The organism is Ruegeria sp. CE6, from assembly GCF_056537485.1.
This window is the reverse complement of record NZ_JBQFRR010000001.1, coordinates 922,994-940,235: the sequence shown is the minus strand read 5'-3', so window position 1 is coordinate 940,235 and position 17,242 is coordinate 922,994. Positions and strand designations below refer to the sequence as shown.

Sequence of the window (17,242 nt, the reverse complement as noted above, 5' to 3'; positions counted from 1 at the left end):
GATGCGCGTTTTGACCCATGTCAAAGTCCCTTGCCTCGTGATCTGGAAGAACACACACTCAGAATAGCCAGTTGCGGAGCCAGCCTGTGAGCGATTCCAATCCCACCCCCAGTCTCTACGCTGCCAGAGAGCCGATTTTCCCGAGACGTGTGTCCGGCCCGTTTCGCAATTTGAAATGGATCATCATGGCGGTGACGCTGGGCATTTACTATGTGACGCCTTGGATCAGGTGGGATCGCGGTCCAAGCCTTCCGGATCAGGCCGTTCTTCTGGATCTGGCGAACCGCCGCTTCTATTTCTTCTGGATCGAGATTTGGCCGCACGAGTTCTATTTTGTCGCTGGGCTGCTGATCATGGCAGGATTGGGTCTGTTCCTGTTCACCTCGGCGCTTGGGCGGGTCTGGTGCGGATATGCCTGCCCGCAGACGGTTTGGACGGACCTGTATATCCTTGTCGAGCGCTGGATCGAGGGCGACCGTAATGCGCGCCTGCGTCTGCACAGGCAGAAAAAGCTGGATTTCCGCAAGGCGCGGCTGCGCCTGACCAAGTGGGTCGCTTGGTTCTTCATCGGGCTCGCAACTGGTGGCGCCTGGGTTTTCTATTTTGCGGATGCACCAACTCTGGCGCGTGATCTGGTCACCGGAAACGCGCATCCAGTGGCCTATACGACGATGCTGATTCTGACCGGCACCACGTTTTTCTTCGGTGGCTTTGCACGCGAACAAATCTGCATCTATGCCTGCCCATGGCCGCGCATACAGGCCGCGATGATGGACGAGGATACCCTGGTCGTCGGATATCGCGAATGGCGGGGTGAACCACGCGGCAAAGGCAAACGTACGGCTGACAGCGAGCTGGGCGATTGCATCGATTGTATGGCTTGCGTCAATGTCTGTCCGGTAGGGATCGACATTCGAGACGGTCAGCAGCTGGAATGCATTACCTGTGCGCTTTGCATCGACGCCTGCGATGACATGATGGCCAAGATAGGCAAGCCCCGTGGTCTGATCGATTATATGGCGCTGAGTGATGAGGCCCGCGAACGCGAAGGTCAGCCACCCAAAAACGTTTGGAAACACATCCTGCGTCCGCGCACGATCCTGTACACGGCGCTATGGTCACTGGTCGGATTTGCACTGCTCTTTGCGCTGTTTATTCGTTCGGATATCGATTTGACGGTTGCGCCGGTGCGGAATCCGACTTTCGTTACCCTTTCAGATGGCACGATCCGTAACACCTATGATGTACGCCTGCGCAACAAACATGGCGAGGATCGGCCATTCAAACTGACGATTGCGGGCGATTCATCGCTGCAGATTGAAATCGAAGGTGTTGAAGGCGAGACTGTTAATGTCACTGCAGATACGGCACAATTGACCCGCGTCTATATCACCGCTCCGCAGGGTACTGCCCCTGCGGCGGCTGACAGCACCTCGGTTCGCATCTGGGTCGAAGATCTGAAAAGTGGTGAGCGAGCCTACAAGGATACCAGTTTCAACGGACGAGGAAGCTGAGAATGGCAGAACGTCAATTCACAGGCAAACACGCATTGGCGGTATTTGTCGCGGCCTTTGGCGTGATCATCGCGGTGAACCTTGTCTTGGCTTATAGTGCAATCAAGACCTTTCCGGGGCTTGAGGTGAAGAACTCCTATGTAGCCAGCCAGGAGTTCAATGAACGTTTGAAGGAACAGCAGGCCCTGGGTTGGAACATCAAGGCCGAGCTGACCGGAGGGCTGCTGGTGCTATACATAACCGATCAGACCGGTTCCCCTGTTGAAGTGGCAGATCTGCAGGCCGTGGTGGGGCGCGCCACCCATGTGAAGGAAGACTTCTCGCCGGACTTTACTTTTGATGGCATCGCCTATGCCGCTCCGGCTGCCCTGGGCGAAGGGAACTGGAACATTCGCCTTGTGGCCAAAGCAAAAGATGGTGCCGAGTTCGCGCAACGTGTGCCCCTGTATGTGAAAGGTTAGAGATGGTTGCGCAAGCCACCCCATCTCGGGCAGCCTGTCCTGGCTGCATCGCAGCCCCGGCAGAAGCGGCGCGGCCAATCCCAGAGGATGTGCAGATCGCGCTGTCGCTGCCGGGCATCCACTGCTCGGCCTGCATCTCTACGGTCGAGCGTGAGTTGAATGCCCATCCCGGCGTTGAAGACGCGCGGGTCAATCTCACGCTGAAACGCGCGATGATCAAGGCGGCACCGGATACGCGCGCCGCCGATCTGATCCCGGTGCTGGAGCGCGCTGGCTTTGAAGCCCACGAACTGGATCCGGGTGCGCTTTCGGCTACGCAAACCGATAAGGCCGGGCGCGATCTGCTGATGCGGCTGGCAGTGGCGGGTTTTGCTTCGATGAACGTGATGCTGTTATCGGTGTCGGTCTGGTCCGGCGCCACCGATGCGACGCGCGACATGTTCCACTGGATATCTGCGGCGATTGCGCTGCCTGCAATTGCGTTCTCGGCCCAGCCTTTCTTTTCCAACGCCTGGAGCGCGCTGCGCGTACGCCGGTTGAATATGGATGTGCCGATTGTTTTGGCGATACTGCTAGCTCTGGTCACGTCGCTTTGGGAAACTGCACTCAGCGGTGAACATGCTTATTTCGACGCGGCTTTGACCCTGACATTCTTCCTGCTAGCGGGCAGGTATTTGGACTATCGCACCCGTGCCGCGGCACGTTCGGCTGCCGAAGAACTAACCGCGCTGGAGGTCCCGCGCGCCATCCGGCTAGTGGATGGGACCGAAGCGGAAGTGGCGGTGGCGAGCCTTAACGTGGGTGATCTGATTCTGGTTCGCCCCGGAGGGCGTATGCCAGTGGATGGCGAAATCATCTCGGGCCAGTCCGAGTTGGACCGGTCGCTGCTGACCGGGGAAACCCTCCCGGTCTTTGCCGAGGCCGGGCTGAACGTCAGTGCAGGTGAGGTTAACCTGACCGGCCCTCTGACCATCCGTGCGACGGCAGTCGGGGAAGATACCTCGCTGCACCGTATGGCGGATCTGGTAGCCATCGCTGAATCGGGCCGGTCACGGTATACCTCGCTGGCAGACAAGGCGGCCAAGCTTTATGCGCCGGGGGTGCATATACTCTCCGCGCTCAGCTTCTTAGGATGGTATATTTATTCGGGCGATATCCGGACGGCGCTGAATATCGCTGCGGCGGTTTTGATCATCACATGTCCCTGCGCGCTGGGCTTGGCAGTGCCGGCGGTAACCACTGCAGCATCAGGCCGATTGTTCCGCAGTGGCATGCTGATCAAACACGCGACCGCGTTAGAACGGCTGGCCGAAGTGGATACGGTGGTGTTCGACAAGACCGGAACCCTCACATCCGGTGCGCCTGAGTTGACCAACCTTGGTGATCATTCGCGTAGCGATTTGCAAGTGGCTCTGGCATTAGCCGAAGCGTCTTCGCACCCCTTGTCGCTTGCCCTTGCAAAGGCTGCGCGTGAGGCCGGGATCAAGCCTGCCAAGTTGCACGATGTTGTTGAGGTGCCGGGATATGGCACTGAGGGCGTTTACCGTGATCAGCAGGTCCGGCTGGGTCGAGCGGCCTGGGTCGGCGGCGAATATGGTGAGCAGACCGCAGCCTGGCTCGCAATCGGATCGCGGACGCCATCGCGCTTTACTTTTACCGACAGTCTGCGCGCAGGCGCTGCCGAGGCGGTCGCGGCTTTCCGTGCGGCAGGCAAAGACGTCATCCTGATTTCGGGCGATACGCAAGGCGCGGTTCAGGCCTTGGCGGGCAAGCTTGGCATTGAGAACTGGATCGCCCAGGCCTTGCCTCAAGACAAAGCCGCCAAGGTGCAGGAGCTGAGTGATCAAGGTCGGCACGTTCTGATGGTCGGCGATGGGCTGAACGATACGGCGGCATTGGCGGCGGCGCATGTCTCGATTTCTCCGGCCAGCGCCTTGGATGCCGCGCGGGTGGCGTCGGATATCGTGCTACTGGGCAATGATCTGTCCCCGATCGCTGAGGCTTGCGATACAGCCGTCAGGGCGACGCGTCGGATTCGCGAGAATTTCCGGATCGCCACTGTCTATAACATCATCGCGGTCCCGCTGGCCGTTGCCGGGTTGGCGACACCCCTTATTGCGGCATTGGCGATGTCGACCTCGTCGATTACTGTTTCGCTGAACGCCTTGCGGCTGAGGTAACTCTGATGGAAGTGCTTGCCTATCTGATCCCGATTTCCCTGCTTTTGGGCGGGGTTGGCTTGGTTGCGTTTATCTACACGGTCCGCTCGAACCAGTATGAGGATCCGGAAGGCGATGCGCGCCGTATCCTAAGCGACGAATGGGATGACAAGCCCAAGCCCTGACAGAGGCGTCAACAGCCCTTGAAATTGCCGCAATGCCCGGCTATGTCCGGCCCATCCGCTAGAAGAGAGATTGTAGCCTCATGGCAACCTTAAACCCGATCCAGTTCATTCAGCAGGTCCGCGCCGAAGTCGCAAAGGTCGTCTGGCCGACCCGTCGTGAGGTTCTGTTGACCACGGTCATGGTGTTCATCATGGCTGCGCTGACGGCTGTGTTCTTTGCGCTGGTTGATCTGGGCATTCGCGGCGGTCTGCAACTGGTACTCGGCGCGTTTAGCTAAGCCGGTTTGGGCAAGCTGAAACGCGACTGCCCCCTTGCACAGCTTGCGATGTCAGAGTAGGTGACATGACTATTCGGAATGGGCGTGCGGCGAATCGGGCTGCGCGCCGCTTTTTATTCCGGGTGACGCAATAGGATTTCAACGAAGGGCGCGATGCGTCGCAGCCCAAAGGCAAACAAGGACGACAGGTTCATGGCGAAACGGTGGTATTCGGTCAGCGTTCTTTCGAATTTCGAAAAGAAGATCGCAGAGCAGATCCGCACGTCGGTGGCTGAGCAGGGCCTTGAAGACGATATCGACGAGGTTCTGGTGCCCACCGAAGAGGTGATCGAAGTGCGCCGGGGCAAGAAGGTCACCACCGAACGCCGCTTTATGCCGGGTTACGTGCTGGTACACATGGAAATGTCGGATCAGGGCTATCACCTGATCAACTCGATCAATCGCGTTACCGGCTTCCTGGGCCCCCAAGGCCGCCCGATGCCGATGCGCGACGCCGAGGTGAACCAGATACTCAACCGCGTTCAGGAAGGTGAAGAAGCGCCCAAGCTGATGATCAGCTTCGAGGTCGGCGAGAAGGTCAAGGTCAACGACGGCCCGTTCGAGGATTTCGACGGCATGGTCGAAGGTGTGGACGACGAGAACCAGAAACTGAAAGTTTCGGTTTCGATCTTTGGCCGCGAAACACCGGTTGAGCTGGACTTTACGCAGGTCACCAAGCAGAGCTGATTGGTTTCCATCGTACCATCGTTTGGGGTGCCTTATGGGCACCCTTTTTACGTTTGGGGCGTGCTCATCTGCCAGACAGTTTGATCCTCACCAAAACCTTTAAGTGATACAGTTCCGACCGGTTCGCAGAGTTCCGGGAGAAATGCTGCGGCTGTATCCGAAAGGACATGGTCGCAATCCAAGTCTGTGGCCGCCGCTACAAGTCTAGCCGCCAAATTGACGTCTGGACCGATGGCCGTGAAATCCAGCCGGTCCCCACCACCTACATTTCCATAGTGGAAGCGACCATGATGGATCGCAGTCCGTACGCCTAGCTTGTGCTGGAAATCGGCCTCGGCCAGCGACGCCACACCCTCGCGCACCGCTGCGATGGCGGCCTGAATCTGCACCTTTGGCGGAAGATCCGTGCTGGTAGGGAAGATGGCAAAAAAGCCGTCGCCCATGAACTTCAGAATCTCTCCGCCGTGGTCCATGACCGACGGGACAAGGCAATCAAACGTGTCATTCAGCAGCCGGACCAGCGTATCGCCGGAAACCGAATTCGAAAGGCGGGTAAATCCCTTGAGATCCGCAAACAGGATAACGGCCTCGATTTTGCTGCCATCACCGCGATGTACTTTACCGTCCAGAATGTGGGCGCCACTGTTGCGGCCGACATAGGTCGACAGCAGGTAGGTCGCGTCGAGCCGCAGCATATAGGTCTCGGTCAGGCGGGCGAGCGGACCGCGAACCCGGTTCAGGATCGCCAGATCACTCTCTGAAAACCCACCGGGCGTGGCACTTGACCAAGTGCAGACATGGGTATCGCCGTTGAGATAGATCAGCGGTTGCGCCAGATAATCGGTGAAGCCCTGCTTGCGCAATTCTCCGACAATGATGTAATCCTCGGGGCAGTTGGGGTCTTCCAGGTGGCGGCGGATGGGTTGCTGACGCTCGATCACACGCGGCAGGGGGTTATCGGTGTAGATCGCCTCGGTGAACAATTGAGACGGCGCGTCGACCCGGTCGACTCCAGCGCCCGCTTTCCACAGGAAACGTCGACCCATCAGATTGGGATGCAGCGTCCAGATGAACAAACCGAACCGGTCGATGGCGACACCGGCATCCAGCAGACGGGTGCAGATACCTTCGATGATATCGACCGCATTTCCAGCTGGGCGGGCACCGTCAACCATCCACTCGATCAAAGCGTCGATCTTGTCCTGTTTTGGGATAGGTTCCGATGGTGTGGGCAATATAGACCCTCGCGATAGAACGCCGCGATGCAAGCAAGCACCGCGGCGTTATTTATTTCAGCCTCACTGAGGTTGAAACTGTTATGAGCGACGGTTTATTGCGCCTGAACCATGGCCGCACGCAACAGTTGCGGGCGGTCGGTCTGGGATGGCAGGAAGACGGCCTGCGAACCGGCATCCAACGCCGAAAGGCTCGCATCGTACCACTGCATCGCAAGATCGCGACGCTGTTGCACACCAAAGCCTTCGCGCAGGTGGTGGCCGATCAACTCTCCATAGGCAGGCTCACCCATCGCGACCAGCATCAATGCAGAACCGACTGCCGTGTCCATGTTGTCCTGACGGTAGCCCATCGACAGACAAACCTTGCTTGTCGCTGCAAGATCAGCGGGGCTGAGGCCCGAGTCCAGCGCAAGCTTGCGTACCTGGGTTTCAGCTTCTGCCTTCGAGCTGATCGACAGCGCATCGACTTGCGGTGCCAACATTTCACCGTACGAGTCGCATTGTGCGCTCACCTGATCCGGCGTCAGCCCCTGGATATCCGCCATCAGATCTTCGCCACGCGCCATTGCATAGCTGCGAGCAAGGCAGAACTGTTCGCTGAGGGCAAAATCGGCATCCGTCATATTTGACAGCGTCGTGTAGCCCCCGTTTGTCGAGGTCTGCAGCATCACCCCGCTACACCGATTGGCCAGCGATGGGCCGCCGGTCCCGCCGGAAAACAGGCTTGGCAGGCTGGCAGAGGCGGTTTCAGTTGTATTGGCCTCGGGCTCTGGTTCCTGAGCTTGAGGAACCACAACCGGAATCGTGGTTGCTGGGGCTTGTGCTGGTGCCTGAGGGGCAGCAGCCAGGGCAGAGCCGGTTTGTATCTGCCGACGGTATTCCATCAAAAGCGGTTGGCCTGCGAGTTGGGTTGTCGTCTGACCGCCGCTTGTCGCCCAGTAATAGGCCTGCATCAGGAAGTCGCGCTGATAGGGCTGGAAGTCATAGCCATTCACGGGGTAGCCCATCGAGACCTGATAGCGTTCGATCGCAGACCGTGTGCCACGACCGACTTGACCATCAACGCGACCCGCATTGTAGCCGAAATAGTTGAGCGCGGTCTGGGTTTGCGCCCCTTGTGTGGTCGACGGAATTCCGGGGCGATAGGTGCGTGTTGTTGTTGACCTCGTCCGGGCCTGCTGTTTTCTCTGCTGATCCCGGCCGATAGCGTAGCCGATGACGCCACCAACCACAGCACCGCCCAGTATCTCGCCAGCATCGGCCCGTGCGGTCTGAGGAGAAGACGCCGCAAATGACAGCGCGATGCCAACTGTTATTAGTAAACGAATGATCATAATTAACCTCCACCAAAAATACTAATTTCGTCGAGTATAGCACAGCTGCGAGTATTGAGGTGAGGGGGGTGGCGGAAACCCGACCATCCCGCAACCACCGCGCGGATTCTGCATTGATATTAATTTCTTAAGAGTTGTCAGTCGCACCTTGTTAGTAACGATCTGTACGCCGTGAGCGTATGAGACCCACTTGGGGGCTTGATTCGATGTGTGAGAGCAGGGCAGGCCACTTGCCAACCCCGCCGTTCCGCTGTAAGTGCCGCCCCTATCGTCTTCGGGCGAGATTCTCTCGTGGGAGGTTGCTGGGATCGCGATCCCGGATCGGACCACGCAACATAGTCTGGGTGAAACGCGTTTCACCTAAGTTGAAAGGAAAACCAAATGGCCAAGAAGCTTGCTGGTACAATGAAGCTGCAGGTTCCTGCAGGTCAGGCGAACCCGTCGCCGCCAGTTGGTCCGGCGCTGGGTCAGCGCGGCATCAACATCATGGAATTCTGCAAGGCGTTCAACGCCAAGACCGCAGACATGGAGCCCGGCGCTCCGTGCCCGACCGTGATCACCTACTATCAGGACAAGTCCTTCACCATGGACATCAAGACGCCGCCCGCGTCTTACTACCTGAAAAAAGCGGCTGGTCTGAAGCCCGTTGGCAAGCGTAACCGTCCTCGTGGTGCGGAAAACCCAGGTCGTGAGACCGTGGCAACCGTGACCTCGAAGCAGGTTCGTGAAATCGCCGAAGCCAAAATGAAAGATCTGAACGCCAACGACGTCGAAGGCGCAATGCAGATCATCCTGGGCTCGGCCCGCTCTATGGGCATCGAGGTGAAGTAAGATGGCAAAACTCGGTAAACGTACCCGCGCTGCGCGCGAAGCTGTCGCTGGCAAGGAAAACCTGTCGGTCGAAGAAGCTGTTTCCCTGGTCAAAGGCAACGCGACCTCGAAATTCGACGAGACCATCGAGATCGCTCTGAACCTTGGCGTTGACACTCGTCACGCAGACCAGATGGTTCGCGGTGTTGTTGGCCTGCCGAACGGTACCGGCAAAGCGATGCGCGTTGCTGTATTTGCTCGTGGCCCCAAGGCAGACGAAGCGAAAGAAGCGGGCGCAGATATCGTTGGCGCGGAAGACCTGATGGAAACCATTCAGGGCGGCACCATCGAATTTGATCGCTGCATTGCAACCCCGGACATGATGCCGATCGTCGGTCGTCTGGGTAAAGTGCTCGGCCCCCGCAACCTGATGCCGAACCCCAAAGTTGGCACCGTGACCATGGACGTGAAAGCGGCTGTGGAAGCAGCAAAAGGTGGTGAAGTTCAGTTCAAGGCGGAAAAAGGCGGCGTTGTGCACGCCGGTGTTGGCAAAGCGTCCTTCGACGAAGCCAAGCTGGTCGAAAACGTCCGTGCCTTCATCTCGGCTGTTGCGAAGGCCAAACCGTCGGGTGCCAAAGGCACCTATATGAAGAAAATCGCGCTGAGCTCGACCATGGGCCCGGGTGTGACTCTGGACGTGGCGGCTGCTGCGGGCGAATAAGCCTTAGCGTTTAGCTGTGAGAACTTGATCCCGGGTAGTGAGAACTGCCCGGGATTTTTATTGCGTGCCACATGAGAAACAGGCTGTAGCTGTGTGATAGCGTGGTTGCTTGCACATCAATTGAAATCTTGAAGTTTTGCCAATTTCAAACCCGGTTACAGCTACGCTGACTAAAAAGCAGCGATACGCACAAACATAGATTCAATGCCTCAGCAGCGGTGGCTAAAGAAGCGATTGAACTAGGGGGTGCGGTCTGACACAGTTCCCCCATTGTCGTGTAGTAGCTGTTAGAGAATACCCATCAATGAACCAAAATATTCGTCAGAAATCACTTCCAGAAGATCGACGCGCCTTTTGGGACCAGTTTTATGCGAAATCGGCAGGGTCATGGGAGCTTACCTTGCCGTCGCAATTCGCAGCGTTTGTGGCAAATGAGATTGATCGGCAGTCACATGTCATTGACGTAGGGTGTGGGAATGCCCGTGACAGTTTTTTCTTTTCACGACACGGGTTCAAAGTGACCGGCATTGATGCGTCTGAGGCAGCGATTGCGTCAGCGCAAAAGCATGCACAAAAGCAGGGCGGCGACGATCTTGAATTTGTTCAGACCAATCTCGAAGATGGATTGATTGAGCGTGTGTTGTCCGAGCGACGATCTGAAATCGTTTGCGTTTATGCTCGGTTCTTTTTGCATGCGATCACAGATGATGAAGAAGATGCTCTGATCCGGGCGCTGCGGAGCGGGTGCAGGCCTGGCGATGTCGTAGCGTTCGAATATCGAACGTTGGCGGACCGAGCCACAACGAAAATTGCGGCGCCGCATTTCCGGCGATACGTAAGTGCGACGGATCTGGATTCAAAAATGGAAGCCTCAGAATTCCGAAAGTGTTATGGCGTCGAAGGCAGTGGTTTCGCAAAATATAAAACAGAAGATGCGATCGTCGCCCGCGCGATCTATGAAAAAACACCATGACCGAAGCAGAATTGATCAAGGAGCTCGCGTCGCTTCGCGAGCATGTTTTTACGCATGCTGCGGCCCAAACGGCACTACCACGACCTCGCAAAACGCGCCTTGCGGTTGAGGCGCTAAAGGATCCCATAATGCGCTTGGAGAACCAGTCGCTCTATGATGATTGGGAAGAGACATTTCTTCTTTTGTGCTGCCACAGAAGATTAAAGCCTGCCCGGACGCACGGTAGGCTGAAGCATATGGAAATTCGCTATGCAGAACAGGGTATGGAGGCGCGCTTTGCCTCGTTTTTTGAGCGCGTGAAGCAGACGCTACACCCCGATTACATTACACCACATGGCTATAACAGAACATTCGGAGAAAAGGCTGGCGATGATATCTTTTCAAAACTTGACGCCGAGCTTGAACCCGTAATTCGTTTAGGGAAGCCGATCATTCTATACGCTGGCGCGTTGTTGGGTCTCGTTCGAGAGGGTGGATTGATTGGTCACGACGACGATGTCGATTTTGCAGTGCATCTGGGTGAGTCTACGCTTGAAGGCGTCGCTGAAAAATGGATTGATTATCAGCGAGAGTTGCTCGCCAATGAGTGCCTGGATACCAATTCGTTAAAGCGTAATATACCAATCTTCAAAGTTAAAAATAATTTGGGTATTGATATAGATCTATTTCCGGCGTGGACGGAAAACGGGCGCTTTAGCGTGTACCCGTACTCACTCAACGACTTGCCGGAAAGCGCGATTTTCCCGCTAAAATCACTTAATGGTGGGGAAATCATGCTGCCGCAGGACGCGCCAGCATTGCTGGCTCAGAGTTACGGTGAAAACTGGCGAATACCGGACCCGCTTTTTCATTTCCGTTGGCGGACTGCGCGCCGCAAGTTTGCACCTATGCTTCGGCACGACTTTACCGGCGGTTGAAAGCGCCCCGCCACCGTGCCCTCAAGCAGCGACCGCATTTGCACGATAGCGGTTAGTCGGCAGAATGCTTGGCTAGCTCTGCGCACAGATATTGAGCGATGTCTTAGCAGGCGTGTAGCTATGGTGCGCGCAGCGAAATCCGCAAGCCTTAGTGTCGGCTCGTTTTCTGGAAACCGAGATGCCTCAGAACAGTTTCAACTATGTCGCAGCCCCTGCGCGGGCGGTGCAAGTCGCCTAAATTTACCTCTTGGAAACCCGGCCTATCTGTCCTAAGTAGACCTGCGGAATAAAGCGTGCGATTCGTCGTGCGCTTTATTTTGTTTCGTCCAAGACGGTGGGTGGGTTCATCTGGCCCCTTAATTCCCTGCCTGAGACGGGTAAGACCAAAGAATTCTGAGGGTCACGATCCTCGGGCGCATTTTGGCCAATCCCGTAACAACGGACCTGAACGCCGGAGCGAAAGCTGCGGCAAATATGAGCCGGGGTGAGATATCGCCCCTAACTTGGAGAGAACTGTGGATAGAGCCCAGAAAGAGAAAGTGGTCGAGGAACTCGGCCAAATCTTCGAAAGCTCTGGCGTCGTAGTGGTTTCGCACTACGCCGGTCTGACAGTTGCCGAGATGCAGGACCTTCGCGCACGTGCTCGTGACGCGGGTGGTGCCGTGCGTGTTGCCAAGAACAGGCTCGCCAAAATCGCCCTTGAGGGTAAGCCGTGTGAAAGCATGGCCGACCTGCTGACAGGGATGACCGTTCTGACCTATTCCGAGGACCCCGTGGCAGCTGCCAAGGTGGCCGAGGACTTCGCCAAGGATAACAAGAATTTTGAGATCCTCGGCGGTGCAATGGGCGAGAACGCTCTGGACCGCAAAGGCGTCGAAACAGTTTCGAAAATGCCGTCTCGTGAAGAGCTTATTGCTTCGATCGTTGGCTGCATTGGCGCACCTGCTTCGAACATCGCCGGCGCGATTGGCGCACCTGCAAGCAACATCGCAAGCATCCTTTCCACCATCGAAGAGAAGGCGGAAGCTGCGTAAGCGGTTGGCACTGAATGATCTGCGTAGGGGAACCACCCTGACGTTGGAACACACACTGTAAAACGGAAAGAGCTAATACAATGGCTGATCTGAAAGCACTCGCAGAAAGCATCGTGGGTCTGACCCTGCTGGAAGCACAAGAACTGAAAACCATCCTCAAAGACGAATACGGCATCGAGCCCGCAGCTGGCGGCGCCGTAATGGTTGCAGCTGGTGGCGACGCCGGTGGCGCAGCTGAGGAAGAAAAAACCGAATTCGACGTCGTTCTGAAGAACGCCGGCGCTTCGAAAATCAACGTGATCAAAGAAGTTCGCGGCATCACCGGTCTGGGCCTGAAAGAAGCCAAAGAGCTGGTCGAAGCTGGCGGCAAGATCAAAGAAGGCGTGTCGAAAGACGAAGCCGAGGAAGTCAAAGGCAAGCTGGAAGCAGCTGGCGCCGAAGTCGAGCTGGCCTAAGCCAACCGACAGGTGCATCGCTGATGCGCCGCAAAATTTGGCTGGGTCCGGAGAAATCCGGGTCCAGCCGAACCTGTCTTAGAAAGGGCCTCATTGTCTAGGGCGTTTTCTAAGACACGGTTTTCGGATCGGGAGGCCACCTTCGGGACGGTGGTCACGAATTGATCCGGACGTGTCGTCTCGATTGTGCAAGATGCCGGGGCCCGACGGTGTCTTTGCCCGCTGAGAACATCGAAAGGTGACATCTGACATGGCTCAAACGTTCCTTGGCCAGAAACGTCTTCGTAAATATTACGGCAAAATCCGCGAAGTTTTGGAAATGCCGAACCTCATTGAGGTACAGAAATCTTCTTATGATCTTTTCCTGCGCTCCGGCGATGCAGAACAGCCTACAGACGGCGAAGGCATCAAAGGCGTGTTCCAGTCGGTTTTCCCGATCAAGGATTTCAACGAAACCTCCGTGCTGGAGTTCGTGAAATACGATCTGGAAAAACCCAAATACGACGTCGAAGAGTGTATGCAGCGCGACATGACCTACAGCGCGCCGCTCAAGGTCACTCTGCGTCTGATCGTGTTTGATGTCGATGAGGACACCGGCGCGAAATCGGTCAAAGACATCAAAGAACAGGACGTGTTCATGGGCGATATGCCCCTGATGACACCGAACGGCACCTTCATCGTGAACGGTACCGAGCGTGTGATCGTCAGCCAGATGCACCGTTCGCCCGGTGTGTTCTTTGATCACGACAAGGGCAAGACCCATTCATCGGGCAAGCTGCTGTTTGCCTGCCGCATCATCCCGTATCGCGGCAGCTGGCTGGACTTTGAGTTCGACGCCAAGGACATCGTGTTCGCCCGTATCGACCGTCGTCGCAAACTGCCTGTGACAACCCTGCTTTATGCGCTGGGTCTGGATCAGGAAGCGATCATGGATGCGTATTACAACACCGTGTCCTACAAGCTGGACAAGAAGAAAGGCTGGGTTACGCCCTTCTTCCCCGAGCGTGTGCGCGGTACCCGTCCGACATATGATCTGATCGACGCGAAATCGGGCGAAGTGATTGCCGAAGCGGGCAAGAAAGTCACCCCTCGCGCGGTCAAGAAGCTGATCGACGAAGGTGCTGTTACCGACCTGCTGGTGCCCTTCGACAACATCGTCGGCAAGTATGTCGCCAAGGACATCATCAACGAAGAAAACGGTGCGATCTATGTCGAAGCCGGTGATGAGCTGACCCTGGAGTATGATAAAGACGGCGACCTGATCGGTGGTACTGTCAAGGACCTGATGGATGCGGGTATCACCGACATCCCGGTTCTGGACATCGACAACGTCAACGTTGGCCCCTACATGCGCAACACCATGGCTCAGGACAAGAACCTGAACCGTGAAAGCGCGCTGATGGACATCTACCGCGTCATGCGTCCGGGCGAGCCTCCCACCGTCGAGGCTGCGTCGGCTCTGTTCGACACCTTGTTCTTCGACAGCGAGCGCTATGACCTGTCCGCCGTTGGTCGTGTGAAGATGAACATGCGTCTGGCTCTGGACGCGCCGGACACCCTGCGCACGCTGCGCCGCGAAGACATCGTGGCCTGCATCAAGGCGCTGGTGGAACTGCGTGACGGCAAAGGCGACGTGGACGATATCGACCACCTCGGCAACCGTCGTGTGCGTTCGGTCGGCGAACTGATGGAAAATCAGTACCGCGTTGGCCTGCTGCGCATGGAGCGCGCGATCAAAGAGCGTATGTCGTCTGTCGAGATCGACACCGTCATGCCGCAGGACCTGATCAACGCGAAACCAGCTGCGGCTGCTGTTCGTGAATTCTTTGGCTCATCGCAGCTGTCGCAGTTCATGGACCAGACCAACCCGCTTTCGGAAGTCACCCACAAACGCCGTCTCTCGGCGCTTGGCCCGGGCGGTCTGACGCGTGAGCGTGCGGGCTTTGAGGTGCGCGACGTGCACCCGACCCACTATGGCCGGATGTGCCCGATTGAAACGCCAGAAGGTCCGAACATCGGTCTGATCAACTCGCTGGCCACCTTTGCCCGCGTGAACAAGTATGGCTTCATCGAAACACCCTACCGCGTCGTCAAAGACGCCGAGGTGACCGATGAGGTACACTACATGTCCGCGACCGAGGAAATGCGTCACACCGTGGCGCAGGCGAACGCGACCTTGGATGCCGATGGCAAGTTCATCAACGACCTGGTTTCGACCCGTCAGGCCGGTGACTACACCCTCGCCCCGCGCGAGAATGTGGACCTGATCGACGTGTCGCCGAAACAGCTGGTCTCGGTTGCTGCATCGCTGATCCCGTTCCTTGAAAATGACGACGCTAACCGCGCTCTGATGGGCTCGAACATGCAACGTCAGGCGGTTCCGCTGCTGCGGGCCGAGGCGCCGCTGGTCGGTACCGGCATCGAGGAAAAGGTTGCGATCGACTCGGGTGCTGCGATTCAAGCGAAACGCGCCGGTATCATCGACCAGGTCGATGCCCAGCGTATCGTTATCCGCGCCACCGAAGACCTGGAATTGGGCGACGCTGGCGTTGACATCTATCGTCTGCGCAAGTTCCAGCGTTCGAACCAGAACACCTGCATCAACCAGCGTCCGCTGATCAAGGTGGGTGACACCGTCCAGAAGGGCGAGGTCATTGCCGACGGTCCGTCGACCGATATGGGCGAACTGGCGCTTGGTAAGAACGTGGTCGTCGCGTTCATGCCGTGGAACGGTTACAACTACGAAGACTCGATCCTGATCTCAGAACGTATCGCGCGTGATGACGTCTTTACCTCGGTCCATATCGAGGAGTTTGAAGTCGCCGCCCGTGACACCAAGCTGGGTCCGGAAGAAATCACCCGCGACATCCCCAACGTTGGTGAAGAAGCGCTGCGCAACCTCGATGAGGCTGGCATCGTTTACATCGGTGCGGATGTTGAGCCGGGCGATATTCTGGTCGGCAAGATCACTCCGAAGGGCGAAAGCCCGATGACCCCGGAAGAAAAGCTGCTGCGCGCCATCTTTGGTGAGAAAGCATCTGACGTGCGCGACACCTCGCTGCGCGTGAAGCCGGGCGATTACGGTACGGTTGTTGAGGTCCGCGTCTTCAACCGTCACGGCGTCGAGAAAGACGAGCGTGCGCTGCAGATCGAGCGTGAGGAAGTCGAACGTCTGGCCCGTGACCGGGACGACGAGCTGGCAATCCTTGACCGCAACATCTATGCGCGTCTGCAGGGCCTGATCCTGGGTAAAACCGCTGTCAAAGGCCCGAAAGGCGTCAAGGCAGGGTCGGTGATCACCGAGGATCTGCTGGAAACCCTGACCCGCGGTCAGTGGTGGCAGTTGGCGCTGGAAGGCGAGCAGGATGCACAGATCGTTGAAGCTCTGAACGAGCAATACGAAGTGCAAAAGCGTGCTCTGGATGCCCGTTTCGAGGACAAGGTCGAGAAAGTCCGTCGTGGCGACGACCTGCCGCCGGGTGTGATGAAGATGGTCAAAGTCTTCATCGCCGTGAAGCGTAAGCTGCAGCCGGGCGACAAGATGGCCGGTCGTCACGGGAACAAAGGTGTTATCTCCAAGGTTGTTCCGATGGAAGACATGCCGTTCCTGGCCGATGGTACTCCGGTTGACTTCTGTCTGAACCCGCTGGGTGTGCCTTCGCGTATGAACGTCGGTCAGATCCTTGAAACCCACATGGGTTGGGCCGCACGCGGTCTGGGTCTGAACATCGATGAGGCTCTGGGTGAGTACCGCCGTTCCGGCGATCTGACCCCGGTGCGCGAAGCGATGAAGCTGGCTTATGGCGAGGATGTCTACGAAGAAGGCATCACCGGTCTGGACGAGGATGGCCTGATCGAGGCTGCGGGCAACGTGACCCGTGGTGTTCCGATCGCTACTCCGGTCTTCGACGGTGCCAAAGAAGCAGACGTCAACGACGCGCTGGTGCGTGCGGGCTTCTCGGAAAGCGGTCAGTCGGTTCTGTTCGACGGTCGCACCGGTGAGCAATTCGCGCGCCCGGTCACCGTGGGCATCAAGTACCTGCTGAAATTGCACCACCTGGTGGACGACAAGATCCACGCGCGTTCGACCGGGCCGTACAGCCTGGTTACCCAGCAGCCGCTGGGTGGTAAGGCGCAGTTCGGTGGTCAGCGCTTTGGTGAGATGGAGGTCTGGGCTCTGGAAGCTTACGGCGCCGCCTACACCCTGCAGGAGATGCTCACCGTGAAATCGGATGACGTCGCCGGTCGGACCAAGGTCTATGAGTCGATCGTCAAGGGCGAGGATAACTTTGAAGCGGGCGTACCGGAATCGTTCAACGTTCTGGTTAAAGAAGTCCGTGGCCTCGGCCTGAATATGGAACTCCTGGATGCGGAGGTTGAGGAGTAAGGGCCTCGGCCCTTCCTCCCGTCCCCCCTTCCGCAAAATTTGAGGTATCA

Annotated in this window: 15 protein-coding genes; 13 read left to right on the top strand and 2 right to left on the bottom strand. The window is 57.3% G+C overall.

The window, feature by feature from the left end; translation table 11 throughout:
- Positions 1 to 86: 86 nt before the first annotated feature.
- The 6 genes from ccoG to nusG all read left to right on the top strand — a co-directional run bounded on the left by ccoG (position 87) and on the right by nusG (position 5,323).
- Complete coding sequence (ccoG, locus tag ACR0DK_RS04655; RefSeq protein ID WP_223117102.1) at positions 87 to 1,514, top strand: cytochrome c oxidase accessory protein CcoG; 1,428 nt, start codon at positions 87 to 89, stop codon at positions 1,512 to 1,514.
- A 2-nt stretch (positions 1,515 to 1,516) separates the two neighbouring features.
- A complete protein-coding gene (locus ACR0DK_RS04650) occupies positions 1,517 to 1,975 on the top strand; it encodes a FixH family protein (RefSeq protein ID WP_223117101.1) in 459 nt (152 codons plus the stop codon).
- Between the two features lie 2 nt (positions 1,976 to 1,977).
- Positions 1,978 to 4,155 carry a heavy metal translocating P-type ATPase gene (locus ACR0DK_RS04645; protein WP_480734942.1) on the top strand — a complete coding sequence of 726 codons (2,178 nt, stop codon included), beginning with the start codon at positions 1,978 to 1,980 and terminating at the stop codon, positions 4,153 to 4,155.
- A gap of 5 nt (positions 4,156 to 4,160) precedes the next feature.
- Positions 4,161 to 4,319 (top strand): cbb3-type cytochrome oxidase assembly protein CcoS, encoded by a 159-nt coding sequence (gene ccoS, locus ACR0DK_RS04640; protein WP_074737762.1) that lies wholly within the window; start codon positions 4,161 to 4,163, stop codon positions 4,317 to 4,319.
- A gap of 80 nt (positions 4,320 to 4,399) precedes the next feature.
- Positions 4,400 to 4,597 carry a preprotein translocase subunit SecE gene (gene secE, locus ACR0DK_RS04635; protein ID WP_170398600.1) on the top strand — a complete coding sequence of 66 codons (198 nt, stop codon included), beginning with the start codon at positions 4,400 to 4,402 and terminating at the stop codon, positions 4,595 to 4,597.
- Between the two features lie 192 nt (positions 4,598 to 4,789).
- Entirely contained in the window at positions 4,790 to 5,323 is a 534-nt protein-coding gene (nusG, locus tag ACR0DK_RS04630; RefSeq protein ID WP_152459924.1) for a transcription termination/antitermination protein NusG, read from the top strand.
- 47 nt (positions 5,324 to 5,370) lie between these two features.
- Here nusG and ACR0DK_RS04625 read toward each other — a convergent pair whose 3' ends face one another.
- Positions 5,371 to 6,558 (bottom strand): adenylate/guanylate cyclase domain-containing protein, encoded by a 1,188-nt coding sequence (locus ACR0DK_RS04625; RefSeq protein ID WP_480734940.1) that lies wholly within the window; start codon positions 6,556 to 6,558, stop codon positions 5,371 to 5,373.
- A 95-nt stretch (positions 6,559 to 6,653) separates the two neighbouring features.
- Positions 6,654 to 7,895, bottom strand: coding sequence for a peptidoglycan-binding domain-containing protein (locus ACR0DK_RS04620; RefSeq protein ID WP_170398593.1), 1,242 nt, complete (start codon positions 7,893 to 7,895; stop codon positions 6,654 to 6,656).
- 381 nt (positions 7,896 to 8,276) lie between these two features.
- Here ACR0DK_RS04620 and rplK point away from each other — a divergent pair, with 381 nt between their 5' ends.
- The 7 genes from rplK (at position 8,277) to rpoB (ending at position 17,192) form a co-directional block, all read left to right on the top strand.
- The gene (rplK, locus tag ACR0DK_RS04615) at positions 8,277 to 8,726 is read left to right on the top strand and encodes a 50S ribosomal protein L11 (protein WP_010440985.1); all 450 of its coding nucleotides are present in this window, start codon (positions 8,277 to 8,279) and stop codon (positions 8,724 to 8,726) included.
- Between the two features lies 1 nt (position 8,727).
- Complete coding sequence (gene rplA / locus ACR0DK_RS04610; protein WP_010440987.1) at positions 8,728 to 9,426, top strand: 50S ribosomal protein L1; 699 nt, start codon at positions 8,728 to 8,730, stop codon at positions 9,424 to 9,426.
- Positions 9,427 to 9,730: 304 nt separating this feature from the next.
- Positions 9,731 to 10,399: a class I SAM-dependent methyltransferase gene (locus ACR0DK_RS04605; protein WP_480734937.1), complete on the top strand. Its 669-nt coding sequence runs from the start codon at positions 9,731 to 9,733 to the stop codon at positions 10,397 to 10,399.
- A complete protein-coding gene (locus ACR0DK_RS04600) occupies positions 10,396 to 11,316 on the top strand; it encodes a hypothetical protein (protein ID WP_170596849.1) in 921 nt (306 codons plus the stop codon). The genes ACR0DK_RS04605 and ACR0DK_RS04600 overlap by 4 nt, the downstream gene beginning before the upstream one ends.
- 515 nt (positions 11,317 to 11,831) lie before the next feature.
- Positions 11,832 to 12,350, top strand: a complete 519-nt coding sequence (gene rplJ / locus ACR0DK_RS04595) for a 50S ribosomal protein L10 (protein WP_010441181.1) — start codon at positions 11,832 to 11,834, stop codon at positions 12,348 to 12,350.
- A gap of 80 nt (positions 12,351 to 12,430) precedes the next feature.
- Positions 12,431 to 12,805, top strand: a complete 375-nt coding sequence (gene rplL / locus ACR0DK_RS04590; protein ID WP_010441182.1) for a 50S ribosomal protein L7/L12 — start codon at positions 12,431 to 12,433, stop codon at positions 12,803 to 12,805.
- Positions 12,806 to 13,055: 250 nt separating this feature from the next.
- Positions 13,056 to 17,192, top strand: a complete 4,137-nt coding sequence (gene rpoB, locus ACR0DK_RS04585) for a DNA-directed RNA polymerase subunit beta (RefSeq protein ID WP_170398571.1) — start codon at positions 13,056 to 13,058, stop codon at positions 17,190 to 17,192.
- Positions 17,193 to 17,242: the final 50 nt, after the last annotated feature.

Bases quoted from the DNA above. Each gene is read 5' to 3' on its own strand.
- nusG (WP_152459924.1), top strand. From the start codon at position 4,790: ATGGCGAAACGGTGGTATTCGGTCAGCGTTCTTTCGAATTTCGAAAAG.
- secE (WP_170398600.1), top strand. From the start codon at position 4,400: ATGGCAACCTTAAACCCGATCCAGTTCATTCAGCAGGTCCGCGCCGAA.
- ACR0DK_RS04645 (WP_480734942.1), top strand. From the start codon at position 1,978: ATGGTTGCGCAAGCCACCCCATCTCGGGCAGCCTGTCCTGGCTGCATC.
- ACR0DK_RS04600 (WP_170596849.1), top strand. From the start codon at position 10,396: ATGACCGAAGCAGAATTGATCAAGGAGCTCGCGTCGCTTCGCGAGCAT.
- rplL (WP_010441182.1), top strand. From the start codon at position 12,431: ATGGCTGATCTGAAAGCACTCGCAGAAAGCATCGTGGGTCTGACCCTG.
- ACR0DK_RS04605 (WP_480734937.1), top strand. From the start codon at position 9,731: ATGAACCAAAATATTCGTCAGAAATCACTTCCAGAAGATCGACGCGCC.
- rpoB (WP_170398571.1), top strand. From the start codon at position 13,056: ATGGCTCAAACGTTCCTTGGCCAGAAACGTCTTCGTAAATATTACGGC.
- rplA (WP_010440987.1), top strand. From the start codon at position 8,728: ATGGCAAAACTCGGTAAACGTACCCGCGCTGCGCGCGAAGCTGTCGCT.
- ACR0DK_RS04620 (WP_170398593.1), bottom strand. From the start codon at position 7,895: ATGATCATTCGTTTACTAATAACAGTTGGCATCGCGCTGTCATTTGCG.
- rplK (WP_010440985.1), top strand. From the start codon at position 8,277: ATGGCCAAGAAGCTTGCTGGTACAATGAAGCTGCAGGTTCCTGCAGGT.
- ccoS (WP_074737762.1), top strand. From the start codon at position 4,161: ATGGAAGTGCTTGCCTATCTGATCCCGATTTCCCTGCTTTTGGGCGGG.
- ACR0DK_RS04650 (WP_223117101.1), top strand. From the start codon at position 1,517: ATGGCAGAACGTCAATTCACAGGCAAACACGCATTGGCGGTATTTGTC.